Consider the following 23,846-nt stretch of genomic DNA (forward strand, 5'->3'; position numbering starts at 1 on the left):
CGATTCGCTAGAAAAGCGAATCGGGTTCATGTTGTTAGGTTGCGTCACCTTCGGCTGGTTTATCGGGTTTAGAATCTGGTTTTTCTGGTTTTTCCGGTTTATCTGGTTTAGGATCTGGCTTTGGCTCAGGATCTGGCTTTGGCTCAGGATCCGGTTTTGGCTCAGGATCCGGTTTTGGCTCAGGATCCGGTTTTGGTTCAGGATCTGGTTTTGGTTCAGGATCTGGCTTTGGTTCAGGATCTGGTTTTGGTTCAGGATCTGGCTTCGGCTCAGGATCTGGTTTTGGTTCAGGATCCGGTTTTGGTTCTGGCTTCGGCTCCGGTTTTGGTGCGGCAATTGTGACACTGTTTGAAGCCGCTGATTGTTTACCTGTAATATCTACCGCTACAACTGTATAGCTTCCAGGAGAACTCGCCGTATAGGAATTGCTTTGAGCTTCTGAAATTGAAGCTATACGCGAACCACCTTTGTAAACTCTGTAACCCACAACATCATTTGATCCAGAGTTGGACCATGTAATGGTTTTCCCATTAATTGCTGCTTGAACACTACCAGGAGCAGCATCATCCGCTTTAAACTCAGCGCTTGCAACAATCGAAGAGAATTTTGAGTTGCCTGGGAATAGTTTGCTCGCATCTCCTCCAAACGGAGCCATCATGCGATCGATGTATTTTTGTGAAACACCAATTCCACCGCCTGAGATAAAGTCGCTTGGTGTATTAGACAACACGGCAAAACGTTTGCCATCAATTGTTGTGTACGAACCACTTGTAAAACTATCGTCTTTTTCTGTAGGCAACATAGCTTTAGCATTAAATAAATCTGAACGAACAAGTCCTGCGTTTTTGCAGGCCTCATCTGGAGCTAGTCCAGAAATACCGCAGAACGATTTAGTAACAACCCCATCAGGCTGTTTGAATTTCTCTGCAGTGCCAACAAGTTTTGGTTTTGCATCATAACTAGCGTTCATTAAGCGAGCCCATACTTGATTGACGCGCAATGAAGCGGGCAAATCACGGTTTTCAAATTTCGATAACTTGATTTTTTCTGTGTCGTAGCCAAGCCATAGTCCCATCGTTACGTTCGGGTTATAACCGACTAACCATACATCTGTAGTACTTTGAGTCGTACCAGTTTTACCTGCGAAATCAGCATCGAATTTCAACAAACGATTTGCGCGATTTGCAGTACCACGATCTGTTTTAAAAACATCGCGTAGCATATCTGTTAACACATAAGACGTAGCAGGGGTAAATATTTCTTTTGTTTCTGTTTTATGTTCGTAAATAACGTTGCCATCAGCGTCTTCGATTTTATCAATCATGGTTGGCGCTACATATTGACCGTTATTCGCAATCATTGCATAACCACTGGCAATTTCTTCAACAGAGGCTTCAATTCCGCCGCCTAAAGCAGAAGATGGATTATTATTCTCCGATTCTTCAACGCGTGTAAAGCCCGCATTCATCATATATTGAATCGGCAGTTGTTGTTGAATTTGAGCAAACAAGCGAATTGTCGGTAAGTTTTGAGATTGCGCTAACGCATCTCGTGCAGGCATAATTCCTTGCTCACTAGATGAAATAAAGTTGCTAGGACTCCATATGTCATTGCCATCCATATATTCGAATTTTACATCGACAAGAGGAGAACCTGCACCAATTTGACCCAATTCAATAGCAGGGCCATAAACCAATAAAGGTTTTACGGTAGATCCCATTGAACGATAAGCTGAAGTCGCATGGTTTAACTTTTCGATTTCATGGTTTCGGCCACCAACAAAACTGAGGATGCGTCCGGTGCCATTTTCAATCATAATACTACCAAGTTGAACAGGATACTCTTTGTCTATTACTTCTCCAACTTCGTTATAGCCTTTACCTAACGCAGTTGTACCAAAAGATTCATACGACTTTTGAGCTTCTTCTTGAGCTAGATAAATGTCTTTATCGATCGTCGAGTGAATTCGATAACCATTAGATCTAACAGCTCGATCCGCTAAAATTGCGTATTCCTCATAAAGTTTGTTGTTTTCTTTTAAGGTAACAGGATCGATACCATCTCGCTCTGCTAGTACATCCATAATAATACGAGACGCCCGTTTTTCGATTTCAACTGTGACATACGGGAACTCGGAGTATGAGCGTTTTTCACCTGTACGGAAATCCGCAACAATATCATATGCCATTGCTTCATCGTATTCTTTTTGTGTAATGTATTCCGTTTCTTTCATACGGAAAAGAACGGTTTTCATTCGATCCAAAGCTGGAGCTAATGCTTCTTCTTCTTTTACAACTCCGCCTTCAGCATAGGGCGTATAAGTGTAAGGAGCTTTTGGAATGCCGGCGATAAATGCCGACTGTGGCAAGTTTAAATCTTTAGCCGATACATTGAATATTCCTTTAGCGGCTGTTTCAATGCCGGCAATATGTGCACCTGAGGAAATTCGGCCATACGGAATGATATTCAAATAGGCTTCCATGATTTCGTCTTTATCCATAAATTTCTCTAAACGCATAGCAAGAAGAATTTCTTTTGCTTTTCGCTCGTAAGAAACTTCGTTGGTTAGTATTTGGTTTTTTATCAATTGTTGCGTCAAAGTAGAACCACCTGTTTGGGTGTCTGCATTTGACACATCTTGCATCAAACCACGGAAAATCGCTTTTGGAACGATTCCTTCGTGTTCATGGAAATATTCATCTTCTGTTGCTAGAACAGCGTTTATTGCATAATCTGATACATTGTCTAATGAAGTAACTCTTCGTTCTAAATCTGTTTGAAGTTTTCCGAGATAGACATCATTGTCGAAATACATTTCGGAAGTTTCTTCAAAACTATAAATTTCTTTGAGCATTTCTTCTTTAGGACGAAGTTTTTCCTCGTCTACCAGTGAAGCAAAATAACCTGCTCCAACAGAAGCGGCAAAAACTCCGACTGTAACTAGAACAATCGCCAGAATCAATGCTAAGTTCCAAATCACTCCTGTTGTTATGCTCATTCGCTTGAACCATTTTGTTGAAGTCAATCTATCGGTTGTTTCTTCTGCTTTACCTAGCCAATACTTAAATTTATCACGCACATTATCGCCCTCCTAAAATCTTTTATAGTATATCATATTCTTATAATTGCATCTAAGCATATTGACAAGTTGCAATAATAAAGTAAAATACTAGTATATTTCATATTTAAACAGTGAAGAATCCGAAGTAGATTGTGCAATTTTGTATAGAGAGCTGGTGGGTGGTGCAAACCGGTCAAAATGCATGAATCGAATTACAGGTTTGGAGTTTACGGAAGTGCCCCGTTCGGCACATGATGAGAGGGAGACAAAGTTCTCCAAGCTGGGTGGTACCGCGCAAATGCGTCCCTGCATGAACAATTCATGCAGGGACTTTTTTATGGGGATTTTTAACGCTCTCATCGATCAACCATTTAGAGGAGGAACAACAATGACGAACGAATTAATTCAAGATTTACAATGGCGCGGTTTGTTGTACCAACAAACCGATGAAGAAGGCATGGAGAAATTATTAAACGAACAGAAAATTTCATTATACTGCGGAGTCGATCCTACAGCAGACAGTATGCACATTGGACATATTGTTCCGTTACTCACATTACGTCGTTTTCAAATGCATGGTCATCAGCCAATTTTACTAGTGGGTGGAGCGACAGGAATGATTGGAGACCCTTCAGGACGCAATGAAGAACGTCAATTGCAAACGACTGAACAAATTGACCGCAACGTTGAAGGAATTAAAGTTCAAATGGAACAAATTTTTGATTTTAAATCTGAAAATGGGGCGAAAATGGTCAACAACCGTGATTGGATAGGAGCAATGAGTGTCATCGAGTTTTTACGTGATTACGGTAAATTGATTTCCGTAAATTACATGTTAGCCAAAGATTCGGTTGCTTCACGTCTTGAAACAGGAATTTCGTTTACTGAGTTTTCGTACACATTAATCCAAGCGATTGACTTTAATCACCTGTATAACGAACACAACTGCCGTATTCAAATCGGTGGATCTGATCAATGGGGCAATATTACTTCAGGCCTTGAAATGATTCGCAAAACACATGATGAAGAATCAAAAGCATTTGGTATTACCATTCCACTTGTGACAAAGGCAGATGGCACCAAATTCGGAAAATCAGCCGGTGGGGCTGTCTGGTTAGATCCGAAAAAGACTTCTCCATACGAGTTTTACCAGTTTTGGATTAACGCTGCAGATGCAGATGTGATCAAGTACTTGAAGATTTTCACGTTTATTGGCCGTGAAGACATCGAAACGTTAGAAAAAGCAGTAGAAACAGAACCGCACTTGCGCCAAGCACAAAAAACATTGGCTGAAGAAATGACCAAACTTATTCACGGAGAAGCAGCATTAGCTGACGCTCAGCGCATTACTAAAGCGTTGTTTAGTGGAGATTTGAAAGCTTTGTCATCTTCGGAGATGAAAGCTGCATTTAAAGATGTTCCTTCTATAGAAATGTCTAAAGAAGACAAGTCGATTGTAGATTTAATCGTAGAAGCAGGCATTTCTTCTTCAAAACGCCAAGCCCGCGAAGATGTTACAAATGGTGCAATTTCAGTAAATGGTGAAAAAGTAATGGATGTAGAATACATGGTTGACGAAAAAGATCGCTTAGATGATGCATTTGCCATTATTCGTCGCGGTAAAAAGAAATACCATATGGTTCAATTTCAATAATAATGATAAAAGGACGACCGAAATTTTCGGTCGTCCTTTTTAAGTTATAGTTGTTTTTCTTTGATAAAGCGAGGCAACTCCATGTCTTTAAATTCCTCAGGATGAATTAGTTTACCTAAACGGATTGCGCCTTCAATTAATCGTGGAGAAGGACGACAATACAACTCTTCTTCCATCACATGAATGTGATCGATAGCTTTCATATCCTTCCAGCCAGGCCGTTTTTTAATTAATTCTGGTTTTACTTTTGATGTTAATACACCAACCCAAGCAAGTAAAATGTAGTCGGGTTGACGTTCTAATACATCCGCCCAATCGGTTTGAATATTGGCAGATTCGGTGTCATCAAAAAGGTTGCGAGCACCGGTCATGCGGCTAATTTCAGTTAGCCAGTTGATGTTGCCAGGAGTGAACACAGGCTTTGGCCACCATTCCCAGTATAACGAAGGCCGGTTACTTGCTCGGTTTCCGCGCGACTTAATGTCTTCGATAACAGCCAAATATTCAGAGTGGATAGCCGTTGCATCAATCCCGCATGCATCAGCTACTTGCAATAAGTCTTGTCCGATTTCGTCAAGTGATTGCGGATCGAGGACAAGGTGTGGAATATTTCGTTTTACTAATTCATCCACGTTTTTTTCCATTCCTGGAACACTTAACGAAGCCAAAACTATATCAGGTTTTAATGCCTCGAGCTCATCCATACGAATGGATAAATCAGGTCCGAGTCGAGGCAAAGTCGTAATTTCTTTAGGCCAATCAGAATAATCATCAATCCCGACTAACAAATGTTCAGCGTTTAAAAATGCTAAAAGTTCCGTGTTACTTGGACATATTGAAATAATTCGCATCTAACTCCACCTCCATTTTTTCCAGTTTACCATGACTAACCAAAAAGTTTCTTCCTATTTGAAGAAACTGTGAAAACAAAGTATTATAAGGAAGAAAGAACACAAGTTGTAAAATACAGGAACACTTTTTTACATACTTCAACTATCTCTGAAAAAAGAGCTCTGGTTTAATTAGCTGAGTTTTGGGTAGATATACAGGTGTAGATAAAAACAGATTTAATAAAGTTTACTAAACAATTGATGTGAAATTAATAGCGAGAGCGGGGTGAAGCTATTGCCGAATCGATGCAAGTTTGAACATGTGTATGGACAATCGATTTGAAGCAATAGCTGTTAAATGTTGAAAGATCAAGACTTATATGAACACTTAAGCGCACGGACTTCAAAAATGACAGAGGACTGGTATAGTTCTTTAGACAAAAGTAAGGCTGGTGTTTACGGTTCGACGGATCCTGATAAAATAGCATTGCTTAAAAAACAGAATCACGAATTTCATCTACGCTTTTGCACCATGTTTCAAAAAGAAAACACGGATTTTGTAGAAAATTTTCAAGGATGGATCGAATCTATCGTAAAAGATGAAGCTCATCTTGAAACACCCATTGTAGAGGTGATTGGTGAGTTTTTCCGTACTCAAGAACAATATTTATGCGAACTTGCAAAGTATGCATTAGATCATAAAGAACAAGTTAGTCATGAGCAATTGATGGAGTGGACACAAGCAGTTGTCCGCATCATTAGCAAAGTCATTGTCGAATTTACGGACCAAAATTCGAAGGCTGCTGAAAAACGTATGAATTCACAGCAGCAGATGATTGTGGAAATGAGTGCACCGGTCATTTTATTAGCGAACAAAATTGGAATGCTGCCGCTAGTTGGCGAAATTACACCACACAGAGCTGAAATTATCTTTGAAAAAACATTAGCTCAAAGTTCTAAACACGATTTAGAAAAATTGTTTATTGATTTATCAGGTGTGCCCATGATCGATACGATGGTTGCACAACAAGTATTTCAGCTAATCAAAGGTTTGGAAATTATCGGCGTGAAGGTGGCGTTATCTGGTATTAGTCCAGTGATCGCTCAAACAGCTGTGCAGTTAGGTATTAAGTTTGTAGATATTGAAGTGTACAATACACTAGCCCAAGCACTAAAACAAAATAAAGTTGATTCGTTTTGATGTGAAAATCCCTAGAACCGTTACTGGTTCTAGGGATTTTTTGTGATTTATAATGAGGAACGCTGGTTTTGTTTGCGGGATGGAGTGTTTTGTTTGCGGATACGAGCTGTTTGTTTGCGCGATACCCAAGTTTGTTTGCGAAAGTCGCAAATATAAAGAAAAAACCTCCCAAAACCTTAAAAGGTTTTGAGAGGTTTTCGAAATCAAGTTGGAATTAACGTGAGTAGTACTCAACGATCAACTGTTCGTTGATTTCAGCAGACAATTCGCTACGCTCTGGAAGGCGTACGAAAGTTCCTGTTTTGCTATCAGTATCGATAGTAACGTATTCAGGAACAAAGTTGTTTACTTCGATTGCTTCGTTTACTACATCAAGGTTGCTTGATTTTTCACGGAAAGCAATTGTTTGTCCTGGTTTCACGCTGAATGACGGGATGTCAACGCGTTTGCCATCAACAAGGATGTGGCCGTGGTTTACGATTTGGCGAGCTTGGCGACGAGTGCGCGCAAGACCTAAACGGTAAACAACGTTATCAAGGCGAGCTTCAAGAAGGATCATGAAGTTTTCACCGTGCTTACCAGGCATTTTACCAGCTTTGTTGAACAAAGTTTTGAACTGACGTTCGTTAACTCCGTACATGAAGCGTAGTTTTTGTTTTTCTTGTAATTGCAAACCATATTCAGAAACTTTTCTGCGTTGGTTAGCACCGTGTTGACCTGGTGCGTAAGGGCGTTTTTCTAATTCTTTACCTGTGCCTGTAAGGGAAATTCCTAAGCGGCGTGACAGTTTCCATGATGGACCTGTATAACGAGACATATAAGTCTCCTCCTCTGTTTTTGGTTTTTAGAGTAAAATAAAAACCAGATGCATTCATGCTGCAAGCCATTTTATATTCTTGTACCTTCGCTCAGCAGCCAAAGAGTTACACGATACACCTGCTATGAGGAATAAAATGGACGAACACGCACATACAACTGCTGCGATTATTTTACACAAAGAATAGTATAACTGATTTTGTGAGCTCAAGTCAACAGCAAGCCGTAGAATAGTTGGAAGCACTAGCTTTCTTTTTTTTATTAGACGAGTTAGAATGGAAATGAGTATCAATGTAAGCGCTTTCTAAAAAGACTAAGGGGTGTATAGTTAATGAAAGAAAAAGCAATGAATATTGAAACGGCGGTTATCCATAAAGGCTATGACAGCACTAAGCATCATGATAGTTTGGTGACACCGCTTTATCAAACCTCGACCTACTCGTTTGCAAATGCAGAACAAGGGGAAGATCGCTTTGCAGGAAATTGCGAGGGGAATATTTATTCGCGCCTTGGCAATCCGACAGTAAGTGTACTCGAAGAGCGTATGGCGGAAATCGAAGGGGGTCAAGGTGCATTAGCTTTCGGGTCGGGGATGGCCTCGGTTAGTGCGATTTTGATTTATTTGACTAAAGCGGGAGATCACGTTCTTTGCTCAAGAGGCATTTATGGCTGTACGTTTGGGTTATTAGAAATCATGGAAGAAAAATATGGCATTACGCATAGCTTGGTTTCAATGACCACAGAAGCGGAAGTTGAAAAAGCGATTCGTCCAGAAACGGTTTGCATTTATGTCGAAACACCAATCAATCCAACAATGGAAATTGTGAATTTAGAAGCTGTAGTAGCGGTTGCAAAAAAACACAATATTCGTGTTGTAGTAGACAATACGTTCTGCTCTCCTTACTTGCAAAATCCGCTACGAATGGGTGCAGACTTTGTTTTGCATAGCGCAACAAAATACTTGAATGGCCATGGGGATGTGGTCGGCGGAGTATTAGTTGGTAGCGATGCAGATGAAATGCAACATATTCGAATGACAGTACAAAAAGACGTGGGTGGCATTATGTCTCCATTTGATGCATGGTTATTGCTTAGAGGGCTAAAAACCCTTCACGTTAGAATGGATCGCCATGTTAGCAATACAAAAGTTGTATTAAATTTCTTAAAACAACAAGAAATTGTGAAAAGTATCTATTATCCATTTGATGACAGTCATCCGCAAGTGGATATTGCGAAAAGGCAAATGCGAGAAGGTGGCGGATTGATTTCATTTGAAATCCAAGGTGGTAAAAAAGAAGCGCAAGCCTTCATAAATGCACTGTCACTTATCAAAATTGCAGTTAGTTTAGGCGATGCTGAAACTTTAATTCAACACCCGGCAACAATGACACATGCAGTAGTACCTCCTGAAAGCAGACAAGCAATGGGCATTAGCGATTCGTTGCTGCGTATATCGGTTGGACTTGAGCATACGGACGACTTGATAAACGATTTGAACAAAGCATTTGAGCAAGTAAAACCTAAACTTCAAGAAATTTAAAAAATACCCGAAACTCAGTAAATGAGTTTCGGGTATTTTCTTCTATTATAAATGCTTCATTAACACGTTAACGAATATTTCTAAGCCTTGTTGATCTTCTTTTGTGAAGCGATCTAGTTCAGGGCTATCGATGTCTAAAACGCCGATGACTTGATCTTCTTTCATTAAAGGAATAACGATTTCAGAACGCGAAGCTGCGTCACAGGCGATATGTCCAGGGAACGCCTGCACATCTTCAACTAACATGGTTTTTTTGTCAGCAACGGCTGTACCGCAAACGCCTTTTCCAACTGGAATTCGAACGCAAGCTGGAAGACCTTGGAAAGGACCGAGAACAAGCTCTCCTTCTTCCATTAAGTAAAACCCAACCCAGTTGATGCGCTCAAGAAATTGATTGAGTAAAGCAGAGGCGTTGCTCAAGTTGGCGATGCTGTTTTTCTCACCATCTAACAAAGCATCTAATTGCTTTGTTAGCATAGTGTATTGTTCGATACTGCTGCCGCTATAATTTGTTTGTGAAAACATAAAGAATTCCCTCATTTCAATTAGTGGTAGATTATATTGTGAATTAAATCTCGTTAACTTAAGTAAGTATAAATTTTCTCGTAGTGCTTATGCAAGCCATTGACACTGTGAGCGTCTGACCCAAAGACTAACGGTATGCCAAGTGTTTTAGCAAATTCAATATAAGAGAGCGGGGGGTATGCTTCCAAACAATCTGGTTTCGAGTAGCCTGCACCGTTCACATCTAGTTCAAATCCTGTTTTTTTCATAAGCTGAAGAATGCGTCGAATTTGCTTGTCATCATCAATTTTTTTACCATGGGCATTTTGGAATTTGTGAATCAGCGTAGGATGTCCAATTCGATTTGGTTTGAATTGGCCAAGATCTGCATTTATCGACTTTTCAAGTGTGTCATAGTAAAGCTGGTAAGCAGCTTCTACAGATCCACAAGCTGCTGCGAGCTCTGCAAATACTTCTTTACTGAAATCAGCACAAAAATACTGGTCGTTTACTTGCAGAAAATGAACCGATAAAATGGCATCGTCTAGAACAGGTCCAATATCATTTAAAAAGCGAGCTGTTTCTTTTTCAAAGCCTTGAATGTAATCAACTTCCAAACCTAAACGAATGCGAATGTCTTTTTCATATACGTGCTTAAGATGGGTAATTTCATCTATGTAGGCAGTTAGCTGATTTACACGCATGCCGCTGTCTTGTTCGGGTGTTGGATCGGTAAAATTGACCGGAAGCGGTGCATGTTCTGTAAATGATATATCCGTAAACCCGGACTTTATCGCTTTTTCAATATACAATTCGGTTGAGTCTTTTGTCCCGTGTGGACAAAAACGGGTATGAATGTGACCATCTCGTTTCATAAAGGCATCCTCTTTTCTACTTATTAAAAAATATAATCGCTTTTCTTCTAATTTGGCAAACAAAAGAGTAGAATACATGTTAAAATAGAAGAATCATGAATACATTTACGTATAACTGGTAATGTGATTTTGGAACAGGGGGCTATGTGACTTATGATGGAGTATATCATCATTGCGGTCATCATTCTATTAGCGGTAACAATCATTGGTTTTATGTTTCGCAAAAAACATTTAGCTGAAATTGAACGCTTGGAACAGTTAAAACTGCAAATACAAAATAAACCAATTCTTGAAGAACTAACTAAAGTGAAACAATTAAACATGAACGGCCAGACGGAAGAAATGTTCGAACGCTGGCGCAACGTATGGACTGAAATTATGGATGTACATATTCCGAAAATCGATGCTTCTTTATATGACGCTGAAGAAGCAATCAATCGCTTTAGATTTAACAAAGCGTCAAAACTAGAGCAAGAAACAGAAATGAAAATCGATAGTGTCGACCAGCAGATGAATAGCATTTTGGTCGAGTTGGAAGAATTGATTGGTAGCGAAGAGAAAAATCGTAGCGAAATCGATCTTCTACAAGAAAAATACCGCCGTGCACGTAAAAATTTATTGGCGCACCAACAATCTTACGGAGCTGCAGGCGAGCCACTTGAGAGAAAACTTGAATCATTTATTCCGCTATTTGACGAATACGAAAAATTAACAGCTGAAGGCAATTACTTAAAAGCTCGTGAAATTGTTATTGGATTGTCTGCGGAAGGCGAAGAAGCATTTTTACTAGTAGATGATATTCCATCTCTATTGGCTGATATTCAAACGAAAATTCCTTCTTATATCGCTGAATTGCGTCAAGGTAAGAGTGAAATGGAAGAAAACTCTTACTACCTTGGACATTTAGAGTTAACCCTTCAACTCGATGAAATCGAAGAAGAGTTGGAAGTGTTGAAAGAAAACATTGCCAATTTAGAAATGACACAAACAAAAATTGCTGTTGAGAAAATAAAAGACCGCATTGATTCGTTTTATGAAATGTTGGAAAAAGAAGTTGAAGCGAAAATGTATGTGGACGAACATCGTGTGGATACAGAACGTCATTTAGAAGTTGTGGCGCGCGACACAAAAGAAATGGAAGAGGAAAGCCGATACGTGCAGCATAGCTACAAAATTAGCGAAAGCGAAGCGGCTATTCCAAAATCGTGTATGGATAAAATGGAGCAATTGGCTAAACGTTTTGAATTGCTAATGACTCGTTTAGAAGAAGATCAATCAGCGTACTCAAGTCTTCAAGAAGAACTAGTTCACATTCGCGAAGATCTATCGATTGTCGATTCGACTCAAATAGACTTTATGACTTCGTTAAAGAGCTTGCGTATTGAAGAAAACAAGGCTCGTGAAAAAGTAGCGCTTTTAAAACGCAAATTACAAGAAACCGATCGATTGTTACACAAAGCCAATATTCCTGGAATTCCGGAAGACATGGATGTGCGACTAGAAGAAGCTGAAGAACATCTTTTTGTGACGATGCAAACTTTACGTGAAGTTCCATTGAACATTAAGCTTGTGCATAGTTACTTAGAACAGGCTGAACAAAGTATTGAAGATGGTCATGCGAAAGCAGTTGAAATGGTTGAAAATGTCTTATTGATTGAGCGCATTATTCAATATGGAAACCGTTACCGCAAATCCAATCTTCAATTGGATGCGAAACTCGAAGAAGCAGAAGAATCATTCAGACAGCTTCGCTATACAAAAGCATTAGAAGAAGCTGCAACTGCAGTGGAAAATTTTGAACCAGGTTCGATGAAACGAATTGAAGTATTGGTCAAAGAAGATGCCTGGAACATTTAAACAAAACAAAATGTAAAGCCACCAGCTACTCTTGCTGGTGGTTTTCTTTTCGGAGGTGGAAAGATGATTTACTTGGATAATAGTGCCACGACTAAGCCAAGAAAAGAAGTGCTTGATACGTTTGTGAAAGTGAACGAGCAATTTTATGCCAATCCAGCTTCCCTACATGAACTAGGCAATCAAGCGGAAGATTTGTTAGAAACGGCACGGGGGCAATTAAAAGAGTTGCTGCATATGGAGAAGATTATCTTTACATCTGGCGGTACAGAAGCAAATAACTTAGCGTTAATTGGCACGGCCAGAAACTATCAACACCGTGGAAAGCATATTATAACTGCAGAAACAGAACATCCTTCTGTGTTGAAAAGTGTGACTGCATTAGAAAGCGAAGGATTTGAAATTACGCGCTTACCCGTTGGCAATTTTGGAGAAATCAACATTGACAAGTTGAAAAATTCTTTGCGAAACGATACGATTTTGGTATCACTCATGCATGTGAATAATGAAATTGGAGCGGTTCATCCAATTGCAGAGATTGCACATCTTTTGAAAAAACGGCGAATTTTTTTTCATGTGGATGCTGTACAAAGTATAGGGAAACTCCTATTTGACCCAACTGCAATGCCAAATTTATTGTCTATATCAGGACATAAAATACATGGCTTAAAGGGCACTGGGATATTAGCGTATACTGGAGTAGATATGCAAGCTATTCAGTATGGTGGCGGGCAAGAATCCGGAATGCGAAGCGGTACCGTTTCTGTGCCAAATGCAGTAGCTTTAGCAAAAGCCTTGAGATTGGCTGAGCCAAATCCTCTGTATCCCCAGTGGAATCAAGAATTACGTCAGTTTTTCTCGGAATTTGCGGATGTCAAAATTGTAAGTCCAGAAAATGGGGCGTCGCATATTTTGTCAGTAGCGATAAAAGGATTGAAAGGCGAAATTTTAGTATCCGGTTTACAAAAAGAATCGGTAATCGTCTCTACTTCAAGTGCATGCTCATCAAAAAATAGCCAAGCAAGTCCGGTGATTCGAGCGATCGGCTTGCCGCGTGAGTTTAAGGACGGTGTGATTCGAATCAGCTTTGGCGAATTTACAACAGAACAAGATATTCACGCGCTAAAAAAAGCGTTTCAGCGGGTATACCGCATGATTAAAGGAGTTTAAACAGTTATGAAAACCAATCAAATTCTTGTACGATATGGAGAACTATCAACTAAAGGGAAGAATCGTAGCTCATTTATCGGAAGACTGCGTGACAATGTCAGACAAACATTTTCTGACTTAGAACAAATTCACATAAAGGCTGAACGTGATCGCATGTTTATTACTTCAGACGACGAACAAGAACTAGCGCAAGTAATTGAGCGTTTGCCGTATGTATTTGGCATTCAATCGTTTAGTCCAGTAACAGCCTGTGAATTAAACATCGAAGCGATGAAAAAAACGGCAGAAGCAGTGATTGCTAAAATCGGAGATACCGAAAAAAGTTTTAAAGTATCGGTAAAACGACCATTTAAAGAATTTCCTTATGAAAAACCAGAAATTATGAAAGAACTAAGCTCGCATGTATTAAGAGCTTTTCCGGATTTGAAAGTACAAATGAAAGACCCTGAAATTGATTTGAAAGTAGAAGTTCGCAAAGAAGCTGTTTATATGATGGCGGAAGTGATTCAAGGAGCAGGTGGCTTGCCAGTAGGAGCGGGTGGTAAAGCGTTACTCATGCTATCGGGCGGGTTAGACAGTCCAGTTGCAGGATATCATATGTTAAAGCGGGGCGTTCGTTTAGACTTAATCCATTTTTTCAGTCCGCCGTTTACAAATGACCGCGCTAAAGAAAAGGTTTTTGATTTAGCTGAGCGATTGTCGCAATTTGGTTCTTCTGTCAAGCTGCATGTTATTCCTTTTACGAAACTTCAACAAGAAGTGCATAAGCAAGTGCCAGATAATATCACGATGACTTCTACGCGCCGTATGATGATGCGTGTAGCAGATTTAGTTTTAGCTGAGACCAATTGCCGAGCAATTGTCACGGGAGAAAGCTTAGGACAAGTTGCAAGTCAGACTTTAGAAAGTATGCAAGCAATCAATGCAGTGACGCACACGCCGGTATTGCGTCCCCTTATTGCGATGGACAAACTTGAAATCATTGATATTGCACAACAAATAGAGACTTACGATATTTCGATACGTCCGTTTGAAGATTGCTGTACTATTTTCACCCCGGCAAATCCGAAGACAAAGCCAAAACTTGAAAAAGTTGAGTACTACGAAAACTTTGTGTCTTTTGATGAGTTAATCGAAGAAGCTGTAGCCGAGCGTGAAATTATCAAATTCCCACGCCCTAAAGTTAACCAATTTGAAGATTTGTTATAAATATGAAGCCTCCTTAAAGGGGGCTTTTTATATTGCATAAAATAGAAGGCGTGATAAAAAACAAGATTAAAGAGAAAAAATGTTTCGGTATAATTTATCTTTCTAGTAGTCTAATTATATGAAATTATATGAATACTTAAAATTCTATTGTATAATAATAATGAGTTAACCATTACATCCAGAGCGGGAGGAATTAGGTTGAATAGACAAGATTTGTTAGCACCAGAATCGTATAATTTGGTTGAAGAAATTGAGCGATACGCGACAGGAGAAGACAAGCTTGCGATTCTTTGGGAAAACGATAAAGGTGAAAAACACCAACTTACATATGATGAATTGATCAAACGAGCGAATCGTGCAGCGAACAGCTTTGAAAAAGCAGGTTTAGTTAAAGGGGATGTTGTGCTCGTTATGGTACCTCGCCTTATTGAAGCGTATGTGGCCTACTTAGGCGCATTAAAAGCGGGCTTAGCCGTTATTCCGAGTTCTGAGATGTTGCGTGCGAAAGACATTGCATACCGGTTAAATCATAGTGATGCAAAAGCAGTTATTGCATATGAACCATTTATGGATCAATTTGAAGGTGTCAAAGAAATGGATGATGTGGTGAAGTTTGTTATCGGTCATTCAGATCAATCGTGGATTTCGCTGTTAGATGAAATGGAAATTGCTTCTGAAGAATATAATGCAGCCCCAACGAAAAAAGACGATATGGCGTTTTTGTCCTATACATCAGGCACTACTGGAAATCCGAAAGGCGCAGTTCATAGTCACGGCTGGGCATATGCACATCTTCGTACGTCAGCAGAGCATTGGCTTGGAGCGAAAAAAGGCGATGTTGTATGGGCAACTGCAAGTCCGGGTTGGCAAAAATGGATTTGGAGTCCGTTTTTAGCAACATTGGGCAGTGGAGCTACCGGTTTTGTGTACAACGGAAAATTTGACCCTGCAGTATATTTAGAGCTTTTGGAGACACGTAAGATTAATGTTCTTTGTTGTACACCAACAGAATACCGATTAATGGCCAAGCAAAAAGATTTAGCGAAATATGACTTGTCAGCGTTACATAGCGCAGTATCAGCAGGTGAACCACTAAATGCTGAAGTGATTAATGTGTTTAAAGAACATTTTTCGCTGGAAGTAAGAGATGGTTATGGCCAAACAGAGAATACCTTACTGGTTGGAGTTATGAAAGGCATGAAGTCTCGCCTAGGTTCTATGGGCAAACCGACACCGGGTAACCGTGTCGAAATTATTGGTGATTCGGGAGTTCCTTGTGCTGTTGGCGAAGTGGGAGATATTGCAGTTCATGTAGAAACGCCTGCGTTGTTTAAAGAGTATTTTAAAGATCCTGAACGCACGAGCATGCAGTTTCGCGGAGATTATTATGTCACTGGCGATAAAGCATCTAAAGATGAGGATGGTTATTTCTGGTTTGAAGGTCGCGGAGACGACATCATCATTTCTTCTGGCTACACAATCGGGCCGTTTGAAGTCGAAGATGCATTAGTCAAGCACCCAGCAGTTCAGGAATGTGCAGTAATCGGTGCACCAGATGAAGTACGTGGCACTATCGTTAAAGCTTTTGTCGTTTTAGTAGAAGGCCAAATTGCATCAGACGACTTAGTAAAAGAACTGCAAAATCATGTAAAAAAACTAACGGCACCGTATAAGTATCCGCGTGCCATTGATTTCCGAACAGAATTGCCCAAAACAGCATCAGGAAAAATTCGACGCGTAGAATTGCGACAACAAGAAAGTGTGAAAAATTAAGTACAGCCGGAAAAAGAAACGCTTCTCATTTAGTAGAGAGGTGTTTCAACTACCGGCTGTTTTTCTATGGCTGAATATTAATGCAGCTGCATTTACTTTCTGCTTGTTAGCAGCCTATAATGAGACTGTTATTTCGAAATACAAAATATTATAAGAATGGTGCGCGATGTCGAATGATAGATTCTAAAAAAGGTGTTTTGGTCATTATTTTAACTTATACATTATGGGGGTTCATGCCGATCTTTTGGAAGCAACTCGCACATGTTCCTGCAGATGAAGTGTTAGCAGCCAGAATTATTTGGTCTTTTGTATTAACTCTTGGGTTTATTGTGTTAATTAATGGTGGTCGTCAATTATGGCTAGACTTAAAAAGTTTATGGGCATCTAAGAAGAAATTTTTCTTATTAATGTTAGCGTCCTTTTTAATCTCCGCCAATTGGTTTTTTTATGTATATGCCGTTTCGCATGACCGGATTGTTGAAACGAGCCTTGGTTATTATATCAATCCATTGATTTCGATGTTATTAGGTGCCATCTTTTTAAAAGAAAAATTATCTCCAGCAGTTAAAGTTGCCTTTTTATTAGCTGCAACAGGTGTTTTGATTTTAACATTTTCTTTTGGCTCGTTGCCTTGGTTAGCTCTTGGCATGGCGTTTAGCTTTGCTTTTTATGGATTGATTAAAAAAACAATTCGACTCGATGCTCTTCGAGGACTAGCCATTGAGACTTTATTTGTTTTCCCATTTGCAATCGCTTATTATGTTTATTTGTTTTCTATTAATCGAGTCTCGTTTTTACAATTGGGAGTGCCAACAGATAGCTTATTGTTAGCTAGTGGATTGATTACAGCATTTCCGTTATTGTTGTTTGCCATCGGAGCTCCATTAATCCCGATGTATATGATTGGCTTTCTTCAATACATTGCTCCATCATTGATGCTTTTAATTGGCGTATTTATATATGGAGAATCGTTTGATGTAGTCAAAATCATTTCGTTTTCGTTAATATGGAGTGCGTTAATTTTGTTTACGTCCTCAAAATTTTTAGAAGCTAGAGGAATTCGACGGGCAAATCGAAAAGTTTCAGTTTAAGCGTTTTTGATGAAACATTATTGAATGGTTCACGTATAGTAAGTAGTAGAAACTATGGAGGGAATGGTAAAAATGAATACGAAACGTTGGATTGCTTTAGTCGTAGCTGCCGCCGTATTGGGAATTTCGCTGGTTATCAACTCAGCCTTCGCATTTCTTCAAGGTGGATTTAGTGAAAGCGTAGAAGAACTAATAGGGACTACGCAAACAGGGTTGTCGGAAACAGTAGTGGAAGATGGCGATTTTAATAGTCGCGTAGCTGTTTTAAATGTAGACGGTGTTATTCAAGACACAGGTGATGCAGCTTCGTTTTTCGGAACAACTGGCTATAATCACTCGTTCTTTATGGAACAATTAGAGAATATTAAAGAAGATGGATCGGTTAAAGCAGTTGTACTTGCTGTAAATTCTCCGGGAGGCGGCGTTGTAGAGTCTGCTGAGATTTACGACAAAATCACAGAAATCCAAGAAGAAACCGGAATACCATTTTATGTGTCGATGGGAGCAATTGCAGCTTCTGGTGGCTATTATATTGCAGCACCGGCAGAAAAGATTTTCGTGAATGAAGAAACATTAACAGGTTCGATTGGTGTGATTATGCAAAGCGTCAATTATGGGGAACTCGCAGAACGTTACGGTGTGGATTTCGTAACGATCAAGTCGGGTCCTTATAAAGATATCATGAGTCCTACGCGTGATATGACCGAAGATGAACGTGCATTGCTTCAAGAAATGCTCGATGATTCATACGAATCTTTTGTAGATGTTATTGAAGAAGGTCGCGGTATGACAGAAGAAGAAGTAAAAGCTGTAGCAGATGGTCGCATTATGAATGGCCGTCAAGCTGTAGAAGCGAATTTAGCAGATGGTTTTGGTTATGAAGAAGACGTCATTGAACAAATAAAAACAGATTTTGATTTAGGCAACGCACAAGTATTCCAATATGGAAACGACCAAGGCTGGGGGTCGTTACTCTCGATGAAAGTTAATTCTTTCTTTGGGAACGATCTAGAGACGCAAATGATTTCAAAATTACTTACTGAATTCAGTTCTCCGCGTATGATGTATTTATACGGTGACAAATAAGGAGGGACCATCATGACAGATCATGAAATAGAGAAATCAGCAGAACTGCAAGGTGAAAAGGAACTTCCAAAAACACCGAGTTATGAAGAAGTTCTTTTTTACGAACGGAAACCAGCTGGATTTTGGGTGCGCTTCTGGGCTTATTTAATCGATTTGCTGGTTGTTGCGGCTCTTACTTCTATTTTAGTTAAACCAGTATTTGCCTTATCCGGATTGGAAACCACGAATATGCCTTGGTACGGACCCTATGCTATTGTGTCGGCTGTGATTTTCTATGGTTATTTTGTTGTAATGACAAAGTTTTTTAGCCAAACAGTGGGCAAGATGATTATGGGCATTCGTGTTGTGTCGTTGAAATCGGATAAACTTTCGATTATGACGCTTTTGTTCCGTGAATGGATTGGTCGTTTTATTTCGGTGACAATTTTGCCGCTTTATTGGATTGTTGGCTTTACACCATTAAAACAAGGAGTCCACGATTATATTGCGGATACAACAGTCGTTCATGAAGATTCATTTAGAAAAAACAAAATGGTCCAGAAGAAAAAGTTAGAGGGGTCTGAGTTGCAAGAGACCGGAACGTTTTAGTATGATGAAGATATTATGAAAAGGGAGGCGTATTGATTGGCACAAATCACATTCAAGAATAACCCGGTTACTTTACCTAACACAGAAGTAAAAGTAGGGGATCAAGCTCCTGAATTTACGGTTTTATCAAATGGTTTAGAACCAGTATCATTAAAAGATACATCTGGAAAAGTTCGTTTAGTGAGTGTAGTTCCATCACTAGACACGGGCGTATGCTCAGACCAAACAAAACGTTTCAGTGAAGAAGCTACTTCTTTAGGAGACAATGTTGAAGTCTTAACAATCTCAGCTGATTTACCATTTGCGCAAAAACGTTGGACAGAAATTAACAAAGTAGATGCTATCACAACTTTGTCAGATCATCGTGATTTGTCATTCGGAGAAGCTTACGGGTTAACGATGCAAGAGCTTCGCTTGTTGGCTCGTTCGGTTTTTGTACTTGATGAAAATGATAAGGTTACATACGTAGAGTATGTTTCTGAAGGAACCGATCATCCCGATTATGAAAAAGCGCTAAATGCAGTTAAAGAATTAACAAAATAATACAAGAAACCCACTCGAGAGAGTGGGTTTCCTTATTGAGGACGGCGAATAGATGAATTCAGCAATGGAAAAAACCTTTAATTTTATTGATAATCACACAACAAAAATCCAGCAAGAACAAGACAATGCTTATTTAGAGAGCTTATTGACCACTACTGAAAAATGGTTAGATGGCTTGATCAAGCCAGAAGAAGGTGCGAGCAAAGAAGATATTCGCAAAGCACTACAATTAGCGGTTTTAAAGGGCATGAAAGAACATATTCAACCCCATCACCAAATGACGCCTGATGCTCTTGGTTTGTTAGTTGGGTATTTAGTTGAGTTGTTTGTGAAAAAAGAACAAGCAGTTATTTTAGATCCGGCTGTTGGAACAGGGAATTTGCTGTTAACTGTCATGAATTACTTAGACGGACGTATGACCGGAGCGGGTGTCGAACTGGATGACCTTCTTGTGCGTCTTGCATCAAATGCTGGTAATTTAGTTGAACAACCCATTACATTTTACTTGCAAGATGCATTGCAACCGTTATTGATTGACCCTGTAGATGTGGTTGTCTCAGATTTACCGGTAGGTTATTACCCAGATGAAGAAACATCGGCTATGTACGAATTAAAAGCAGAAAAAGGCATGTCCTATGCGCATCATTTGTTTATCGAGCAATCGCTAAAACATACTGCCGATGGGGGTTATTTGTTTTTCATCGTGCCAAAAGCTTTGTTTGAATCTGAACATGCAAGTCAATTACATAGCTTTTTGAAAAAACATGCGCATATTCAGTCGGTTATGGAATTACCGGAAAGCTTATTTAAAAACTCAGCACATGCTAAAGGAATTTTGGTGCTACAGAAAAAACAAGAAGGTGTTAAAGCACCGAAAGAAGTTTTGTTAGCGCGCGTTCCGAATATGTCAAAACCGGAATCGATGTCTAAATTCTTTTCACAAGTGACAAGCTGGTTTAAAGAAAATAAAGAATAGTTCAAGCAAAATATGCTATACTGAATCTATCAAAAGCCATATGTACCATTTTGGATGAAAAGAGGGATGCGCAATGACTGAGTCAAACGAAGCGCCGAAAAAAGTTAGTCTTCAAGAAGCTATCAAACGTCAACTAGAAGCAAAGAAAAACCAAGCTGCAGATAAACAAAGTGGCGGGAATGCTTCACTTTCAACTAAAAAAATGAAGAGCCAACAATCGAAAAAAGTAAGCAATAATCGTCGTAAAATGGGTACATGATCATTTTTAGGTGAATGAAAAGACAAGGAGTATTCACTTCTTGTCTTTTTTCAATACTAATCATATTTCTTCCTAAAAAGTATTGACTTGTCTGAGAGACGTGATAAAGTTATTTCATTATACTTTTTAAAATCATATATAAAAGTATAATGATTTGAAATGTTTCGGACTAAGCAATAAAAACATAGTTTATAAATAAGTCGATCGATAATTTAGTAGGCAATTTGTGTGCAGCAATAAGAGACTGAATGGTAGCTGGAAATTCAGGCAGCAAATTGGATGAAATACGTTATCAGTTTTGATCGGTTCGAAATCAAGTGGATGTTTTGGTGAGTCAGAACATCAAATTGGGTGGTAACGCGGAGAAAACCTTCGTCCCTTTATTGGGATGAGAGGTTTTTTCTTTTTTTTTAGAAAAGGAGAGATTAGCATGTACAATATTAAGTCAGTCATCGCGCCAAAATTCTCAGAAGCCTTAGTACTTACCATTACTATATTTCTGCTGATTAGCGTTAGTATTATTAAGTTTGGATCGGTTCCTCATATTCCAATCTTAGTATCAATTTTATTACTGTTTGGTTATGGATTAGTAAAAGGTGTATCTTACCAAAAACTTGAAAAAGGTTTAGTAGAAGGTGCTGGTGCAGGCATGAGTGCTGTATTTCTCTTTTTCTTTATCGGAATGTTGATTAGTAGTTGGATGATAAGCGGGACTATTCCTACATTAATCTTTACCGGATTCATGTTAATTTCAATGACATTTTTCTACGCAATTGTTTTTATCGTGACATCGTTAATTGGATTATCGATTGGTAGTTCATTGACAACAGTCGCCACGATTGGTGTTGCTTTTATCGGAATGGCAACAGCGATGGACTTGTCGTTAGCTATTACGGCAGGCGCTATTGTCTCTGGGGCATTTTTCGGTGATAAAATGTCACCATTATCGGATACGACAAATTTATCTTCTGCAATTGTTGGTGTAGATTTGTTTGAGCATATTCGTAACATGAGTTGGACTACGGTACCCGCTTTTGTGTTAACGCTCTTCTTTTTCGCTTTGCTTTCTCCAGAAGCTACAGGAGGAACTGTGCAAGATGTTATGCAATTTCAAGAAGGACTGCTGGCAACGGGAATGATTCACTGGTATACGGTATTTCCGTTAATTGTTCTCATTGTCTTAACTTTTATGAAAATCCCGGCTTTGATGACATTAGCACTTAGTTCGATTTCAGCTATCGGGGTTTCATTTATCCACCAAATTTCTACAGCTTCAGAGATTTTTAACGTTTTGTTTGGAGGATATGTATCAACGACAGGCATAGTAGAAATCGATAGTTTATTGTCCCGTGGGGGAATGGACAGCATGATGTTTACAGTTGCTTTAGTGTTATTAGCACTCAGTATGGGTGGGTTGCTGTTTACGTTAGGAATTGTTCAGTGTCTTTTAGCTAAAATTGAAAGTTTGTTGAAAAAAGTCTCTTCTGTTATTGCAGCCTCGGCTTTGACTGCGATCGGCATCAATATTTTGATCGGCGAACAATACTTATCTATATTGTTAACAGGTCAAGCATTTAAAGAACCGTACGACAAAGTAGGACTTGCTGGTAAAAATTTAAGTCGAGTGATGGAAGATGCGGGAACAGTGGTTAATCCGCTTGTACCTTGGAGTGTGTGTGGAATCTTCATCACCGGCGTTATCGGTGTGCCCACACTTGAGTACTTGCCGTTTGCTTTCTTTTGTTTGCTTTCTCCGGTATTGACCGTGTTATTTGGATTTACAGGAAAAACACTAACTTTTAAATAAGAAAAAAATAAGAAAACCGGTGATGCTACATATTACCGGTTTTTCTTTATTTAAAGGGATAAAAGATTTAAAGGTCGAATAGTACTATAAAGTGCGTTTTGTTACCAAGCCGCGGAAATTAGTCGAAGGGGTGGAGAAAATGTATAAAAAAATTTTAGTCGCCGTAGATGGTTCCGAAAATTCGAAGCGAGCAGGCAAACACGCTGCAAAGTTAGCCACGTTGAGTAAAGACACAGAAGTAACCGTTGTGTATGTTTCTGATTTTAATGAAGACAGTCAAGAAAAAGTACATGATGGTGGCCAACTTGAATTTGAGTTATCCCGTAAGAAAAAAGTCCAATCAATTAGAGAACAATTGGAATTAAATGAAACGTTTTATAAAATCGAAGTAATGCATGGTCGTCCAGCACCAGTCATTATTGAAATGGCAAACGATGGTGGGTTTGATCTAGTCGTTATTGGAAGCCGGGGATTAAATCCCGTTTCAAAAATATTACTTGGTGGTGTTAGTCAAAAAGTTGTTAACCACGCAAATTGTCCGGTATTGGTTGTTAAATAGTCTACTTGGAATTCTGGTATAATGGATAAAAAGAATGGTCTTATGGTTCATTGATTTACAGATTGGCCGAGTGGAGGAGAACATGGAAACATTACCAAACTGTCCTAAATGTAATTCGGAATACACTTATGAAGACGGGAATATGTTAGTGTGTCCTGAATGTGCGCACGAATGGAGCTTAGTTGCTGAGGCAGAACAAGTGGAAAAAGCAAAAGTTGTGAAAGATGCAAATGGCTCCATTTTAAAAGATGGCGATGCAGTTACGGTTATTAAAGATTTGAAAGTTAAAGGTAGCTCATCAACATTGAAAATGGGTACAAAAGTAAAAAGCATTCGATTAGTTGAAGGCGATCATAATATCGACTGCAAAATTGATGGCTTTGGACCAATGAAACTAAAATCAGAATTTGTGAAAAAAGCATAAGATAAAAAGACCTCGCTCAATTTTTA

At 39.2% G+C, this 23,846-nt stretch carries 21 protein-coding genes and 1 other annotated feature; of the genes, 16 read left to right on the plus strand and 5 right to left on the minus strand.

Annotated elements, in window-relative coordinates:
* Nucleotides 1-34 precede the first annotated feature (34 nt).
* The gene (locus tag BCM40_RS06105; RefSeq protein ID WP_065526715.1) at nucleotides 35-3,079 is read right to left on the minus strand and encodes a transglycosylase domain-containing protein; all 3,045 of its coding nucleotides are present in this window, start codon (nucleotides 3,077-3,079) and stop codon (nucleotides 35-37) included.
* Between the two features lie 104 nt (nucleotides 3,080-3,183).
* Nucleotides 3,184-3,372 (plus strand) — a binding site (T-box leader).
* Between the two features lie 77 nt (nucleotides 3,373-3,449).
* Here BCM40_RS06105 and tyrS point away from each other — a divergent pair.
* Nucleotides 3,450-4,715: a tyrosine--tRNA ligase gene (tyrS, locus tag BCM40_RS06110; RefSeq protein WP_065526714.1), complete on the plus strand. Its 1,266-nt coding sequence runs from the start codon at nucleotides 3,450-3,452 to the stop codon at nucleotides 4,713-4,715.
* Between the two features lie 44 nt (nucleotides 4,716-4,759).
* Here the strand turns inward: tyrS and BCM40_RS06115 are convergent, their stop codons facing one another.
* Nucleotides 4,760-5,566, minus strand: coding sequence for a cobalamin-binding protein (locus tag BCM40_RS06115; protein ID WP_065526713.1), 807 nt, complete (start codon nucleotides 5,564-5,566; stop codon nucleotides 4,760-4,762).
* Nucleotides 5,567-5,903: 337 nt separating this feature from the next.
* Here BCM40_RS06115 and BCM40_RS06120 point away from each other — a divergent pair, with 337 nt between their 5' ends.
* Nucleotides 5,904-6,746 (plus strand): STAS domain-containing protein, encoded by an 843-nt coding sequence (locus tag BCM40_RS06120; protein ID WP_065526712.1) that lies wholly within the window; start codon nucleotides 5,904-5,906, stop codon nucleotides 6,744-6,746.
* A 214-nt stretch (nucleotides 6,747-6,960) separates the two neighbouring features.
* Here BCM40_RS06120 and rpsD read toward each other — a convergent pair whose 3' ends face one another.
* A complete protein-coding gene (gene rpsD, locus BCM40_RS06125; protein ID WP_008429073.1) occupies nucleotides 6,961-7,563 on the minus strand; it encodes a 30S ribosomal protein S4 in 603 nt (200 codons plus the stop codon).
* Nucleotides 7,564-7,893: 330 nt separating this feature from the next.
* Here rpsD and megL point away from each other — a divergent pair, with 330 nt between their 5' ends.
* Nucleotides 7,894-9,102, plus strand: a complete 1,209-nt coding sequence (gene megL / locus BCM40_RS06130) for a methionine gamma-lyase (protein ID WP_065526711.1) — start codon at nucleotides 7,894-7,896, stop codon at nucleotides 9,100-9,102.
* A gap of 45 nt (nucleotides 9,103-9,147) precedes the next feature.
* Here the strand turns inward: megL and BCM40_RS06135 are convergent, their stop codons facing one another.
* A complete protein-coding gene (locus tag BCM40_RS06135) occupies nucleotides 9,148-9,627 on the minus strand; it encodes a GAF domain-containing protein (RefSeq protein WP_065526710.1) in 480 nt (159 codons plus the stop codon).
* 53 nt (nucleotides 9,628-9,680) lie between these two features.
* Nucleotides 9,681-10,481 carry a histidinol-phosphatase HisJ gene (gene hisJ, locus BCM40_RS06140; protein WP_065526709.1) on the minus strand — a complete coding sequence of 267 codons (801 nt, stop codon included), beginning with the start codon at nucleotides 10,479-10,481 and terminating at the stop codon, nucleotides 9,681-9,683.
* 153 nt (nucleotides 10,482-10,634) lie between these two features.
* On the opposite strand from hisJ, the gene ezrA reads away from it, so the two are divergent.
* The 13 genes from ezrA (at nucleotide 10,635) to BCM40_RS06205 (ending at nucleotide 23,820) form a co-directional block, all read left to right on the plus strand.
* Nucleotides 10,635-12,338, plus strand: coding sequence for a septation ring formation regulator EzrA (gene ezrA, locus BCM40_RS06145; protein ID WP_065526708.1), 1,704 nt, complete (start codon nucleotides 10,635-10,637; stop codon nucleotides 12,336-12,338).
* A 63-nt stretch (nucleotides 12,339-12,401) separates the two neighbouring features.
* Complete coding sequence (locus BCM40_RS06150; protein ID WP_065526707.1) at nucleotides 12,402-13,505, plus strand: cysteine desulfurase family protein; 1,104 nt, start codon at nucleotides 12,402-12,404, stop codon at nucleotides 13,503-13,505.
* 6 nt (nucleotides 13,506-13,511) lie between these two features.
* On the plus strand, nucleotides 13,512-14,714 hold the full coding sequence (thiI, locus tag BCM40_RS06155) for a tRNA uracil 4-sulfurtransferase ThiI (protein WP_065526706.1): 1,203 nt from the start codon (nucleotides 13,512-13,514) through the stop codon (nucleotides 14,712-14,714).
* A gap of 198 nt (nucleotides 14,715-14,912) precedes the next feature.
* Nucleotides 14,913-16,487, plus strand: coding sequence for an acyl-CoA synthetase MbcS (gene mbcS / locus BCM40_RS06160; protein ID WP_065526705.1), 1,575 nt, complete (start codon nucleotides 14,913-14,915; stop codon nucleotides 16,485-16,487).
* Nucleotides 16,488-16,660: 173 nt separating this feature from the next.
* The gene (rarD, locus tag BCM40_RS06165; protein WP_065526704.1) at nucleotides 16,661-17,578 is read left to right on the plus strand and encodes an EamA family transporter RarD; all 918 of its coding nucleotides are present in this window, start codon (nucleotides 16,661-16,663) and stop codon (nucleotides 17,576-17,578) included.
* A gap of 72 nt (nucleotides 17,579-17,650) precedes the next feature.
* Nucleotides 17,651-18,664, plus strand: coding sequence for a signal peptide peptidase SppA (gene sppA, locus BCM40_RS06170; protein WP_065526703.1), 1,014 nt, complete (start codon nucleotides 17,651-17,653; stop codon nucleotides 18,662-18,664).
* A gap of 12 nt (nucleotides 18,665-18,676) precedes the next feature.
* A complete protein-coding gene (locus BCM40_RS06175) occupies nucleotides 18,677-19,252 on the plus strand; it encodes an RDD family protein (RefSeq protein ID WP_065526702.1) in 576 nt (191 codons plus the stop codon).
* A gap of 36 nt (nucleotides 19,253-19,288) precedes the next feature.
* On the plus strand, nucleotides 19,289-19,795 hold the full coding sequence (gene tpx, locus BCM40_RS06180) for a thiol peroxidase (protein ID WP_065526701.1): 507 nt from the start codon (nucleotides 19,289-19,291) through the stop codon (nucleotides 19,793-19,795).
* A 52-nt stretch (nucleotides 19,796-19,847) separates the two neighbouring features.
* Entirely contained in the window at nucleotides 19,848-20,771 is a 924-nt protein-coding gene (locus BCM40_RS06185) for a class I SAM-dependent methyltransferase (protein WP_065526700.1), read from the plus strand.
* 73 nt (nucleotides 20,772-20,844) lie between these two features.
* Nucleotides 20,845-21,030 carry a hypothetical protein gene (locus BCM40_RS06190; RefSeq protein WP_065526699.1) on the plus strand — a complete coding sequence of 62 codons (186 nt, stop codon included), beginning with the start codon at nucleotides 20,845-20,847 and terminating at the stop codon, nucleotides 21,028-21,030.
* Nucleotides 21,031-21,460: 430 nt separating this feature from the next.
* A complete protein-coding gene (gene nhaC / locus BCM40_RS06195) occupies nucleotides 21,461-22,837 on the plus strand; it encodes a Na+/H+ antiporter NhaC (protein ID WP_065526698.1) in 1,377 nt (458 codons plus the stop codon).
* Between the two features lie 139 nt (nucleotides 22,838-22,976).
* A complete protein-coding gene (locus BCM40_RS06200; protein WP_065526697.1) occupies nucleotides 22,977-23,396 on the plus strand; it encodes a universal stress protein in 420 nt (139 codons plus the stop codon).
* A gap of 82 nt (nucleotides 23,397-23,478) precedes the next feature.
* Nucleotides 23,479-23,820 carry a zinc ribbon domain-containing protein YjdM gene (locus BCM40_RS06205; protein ID WP_065526696.1) on the plus strand — a complete coding sequence of 114 codons (342 nt, stop codon included), beginning with the start codon at nucleotides 23,479-23,481 and terminating at the stop codon, nucleotides 23,818-23,820.
* The last annotated feature ends 26 nt before the right edge of the window (nucleotides 23,821-23,846 follow it).

The organism is Planococcus donghaensis (assembly GCF_001687665.2).
Taxonomy (GTDB): domain Bacteria; phylum Bacillota; class Bacilli; order Bacillales_A; family Planococcaceae; genus Planococcus; species Planococcus donghaensis.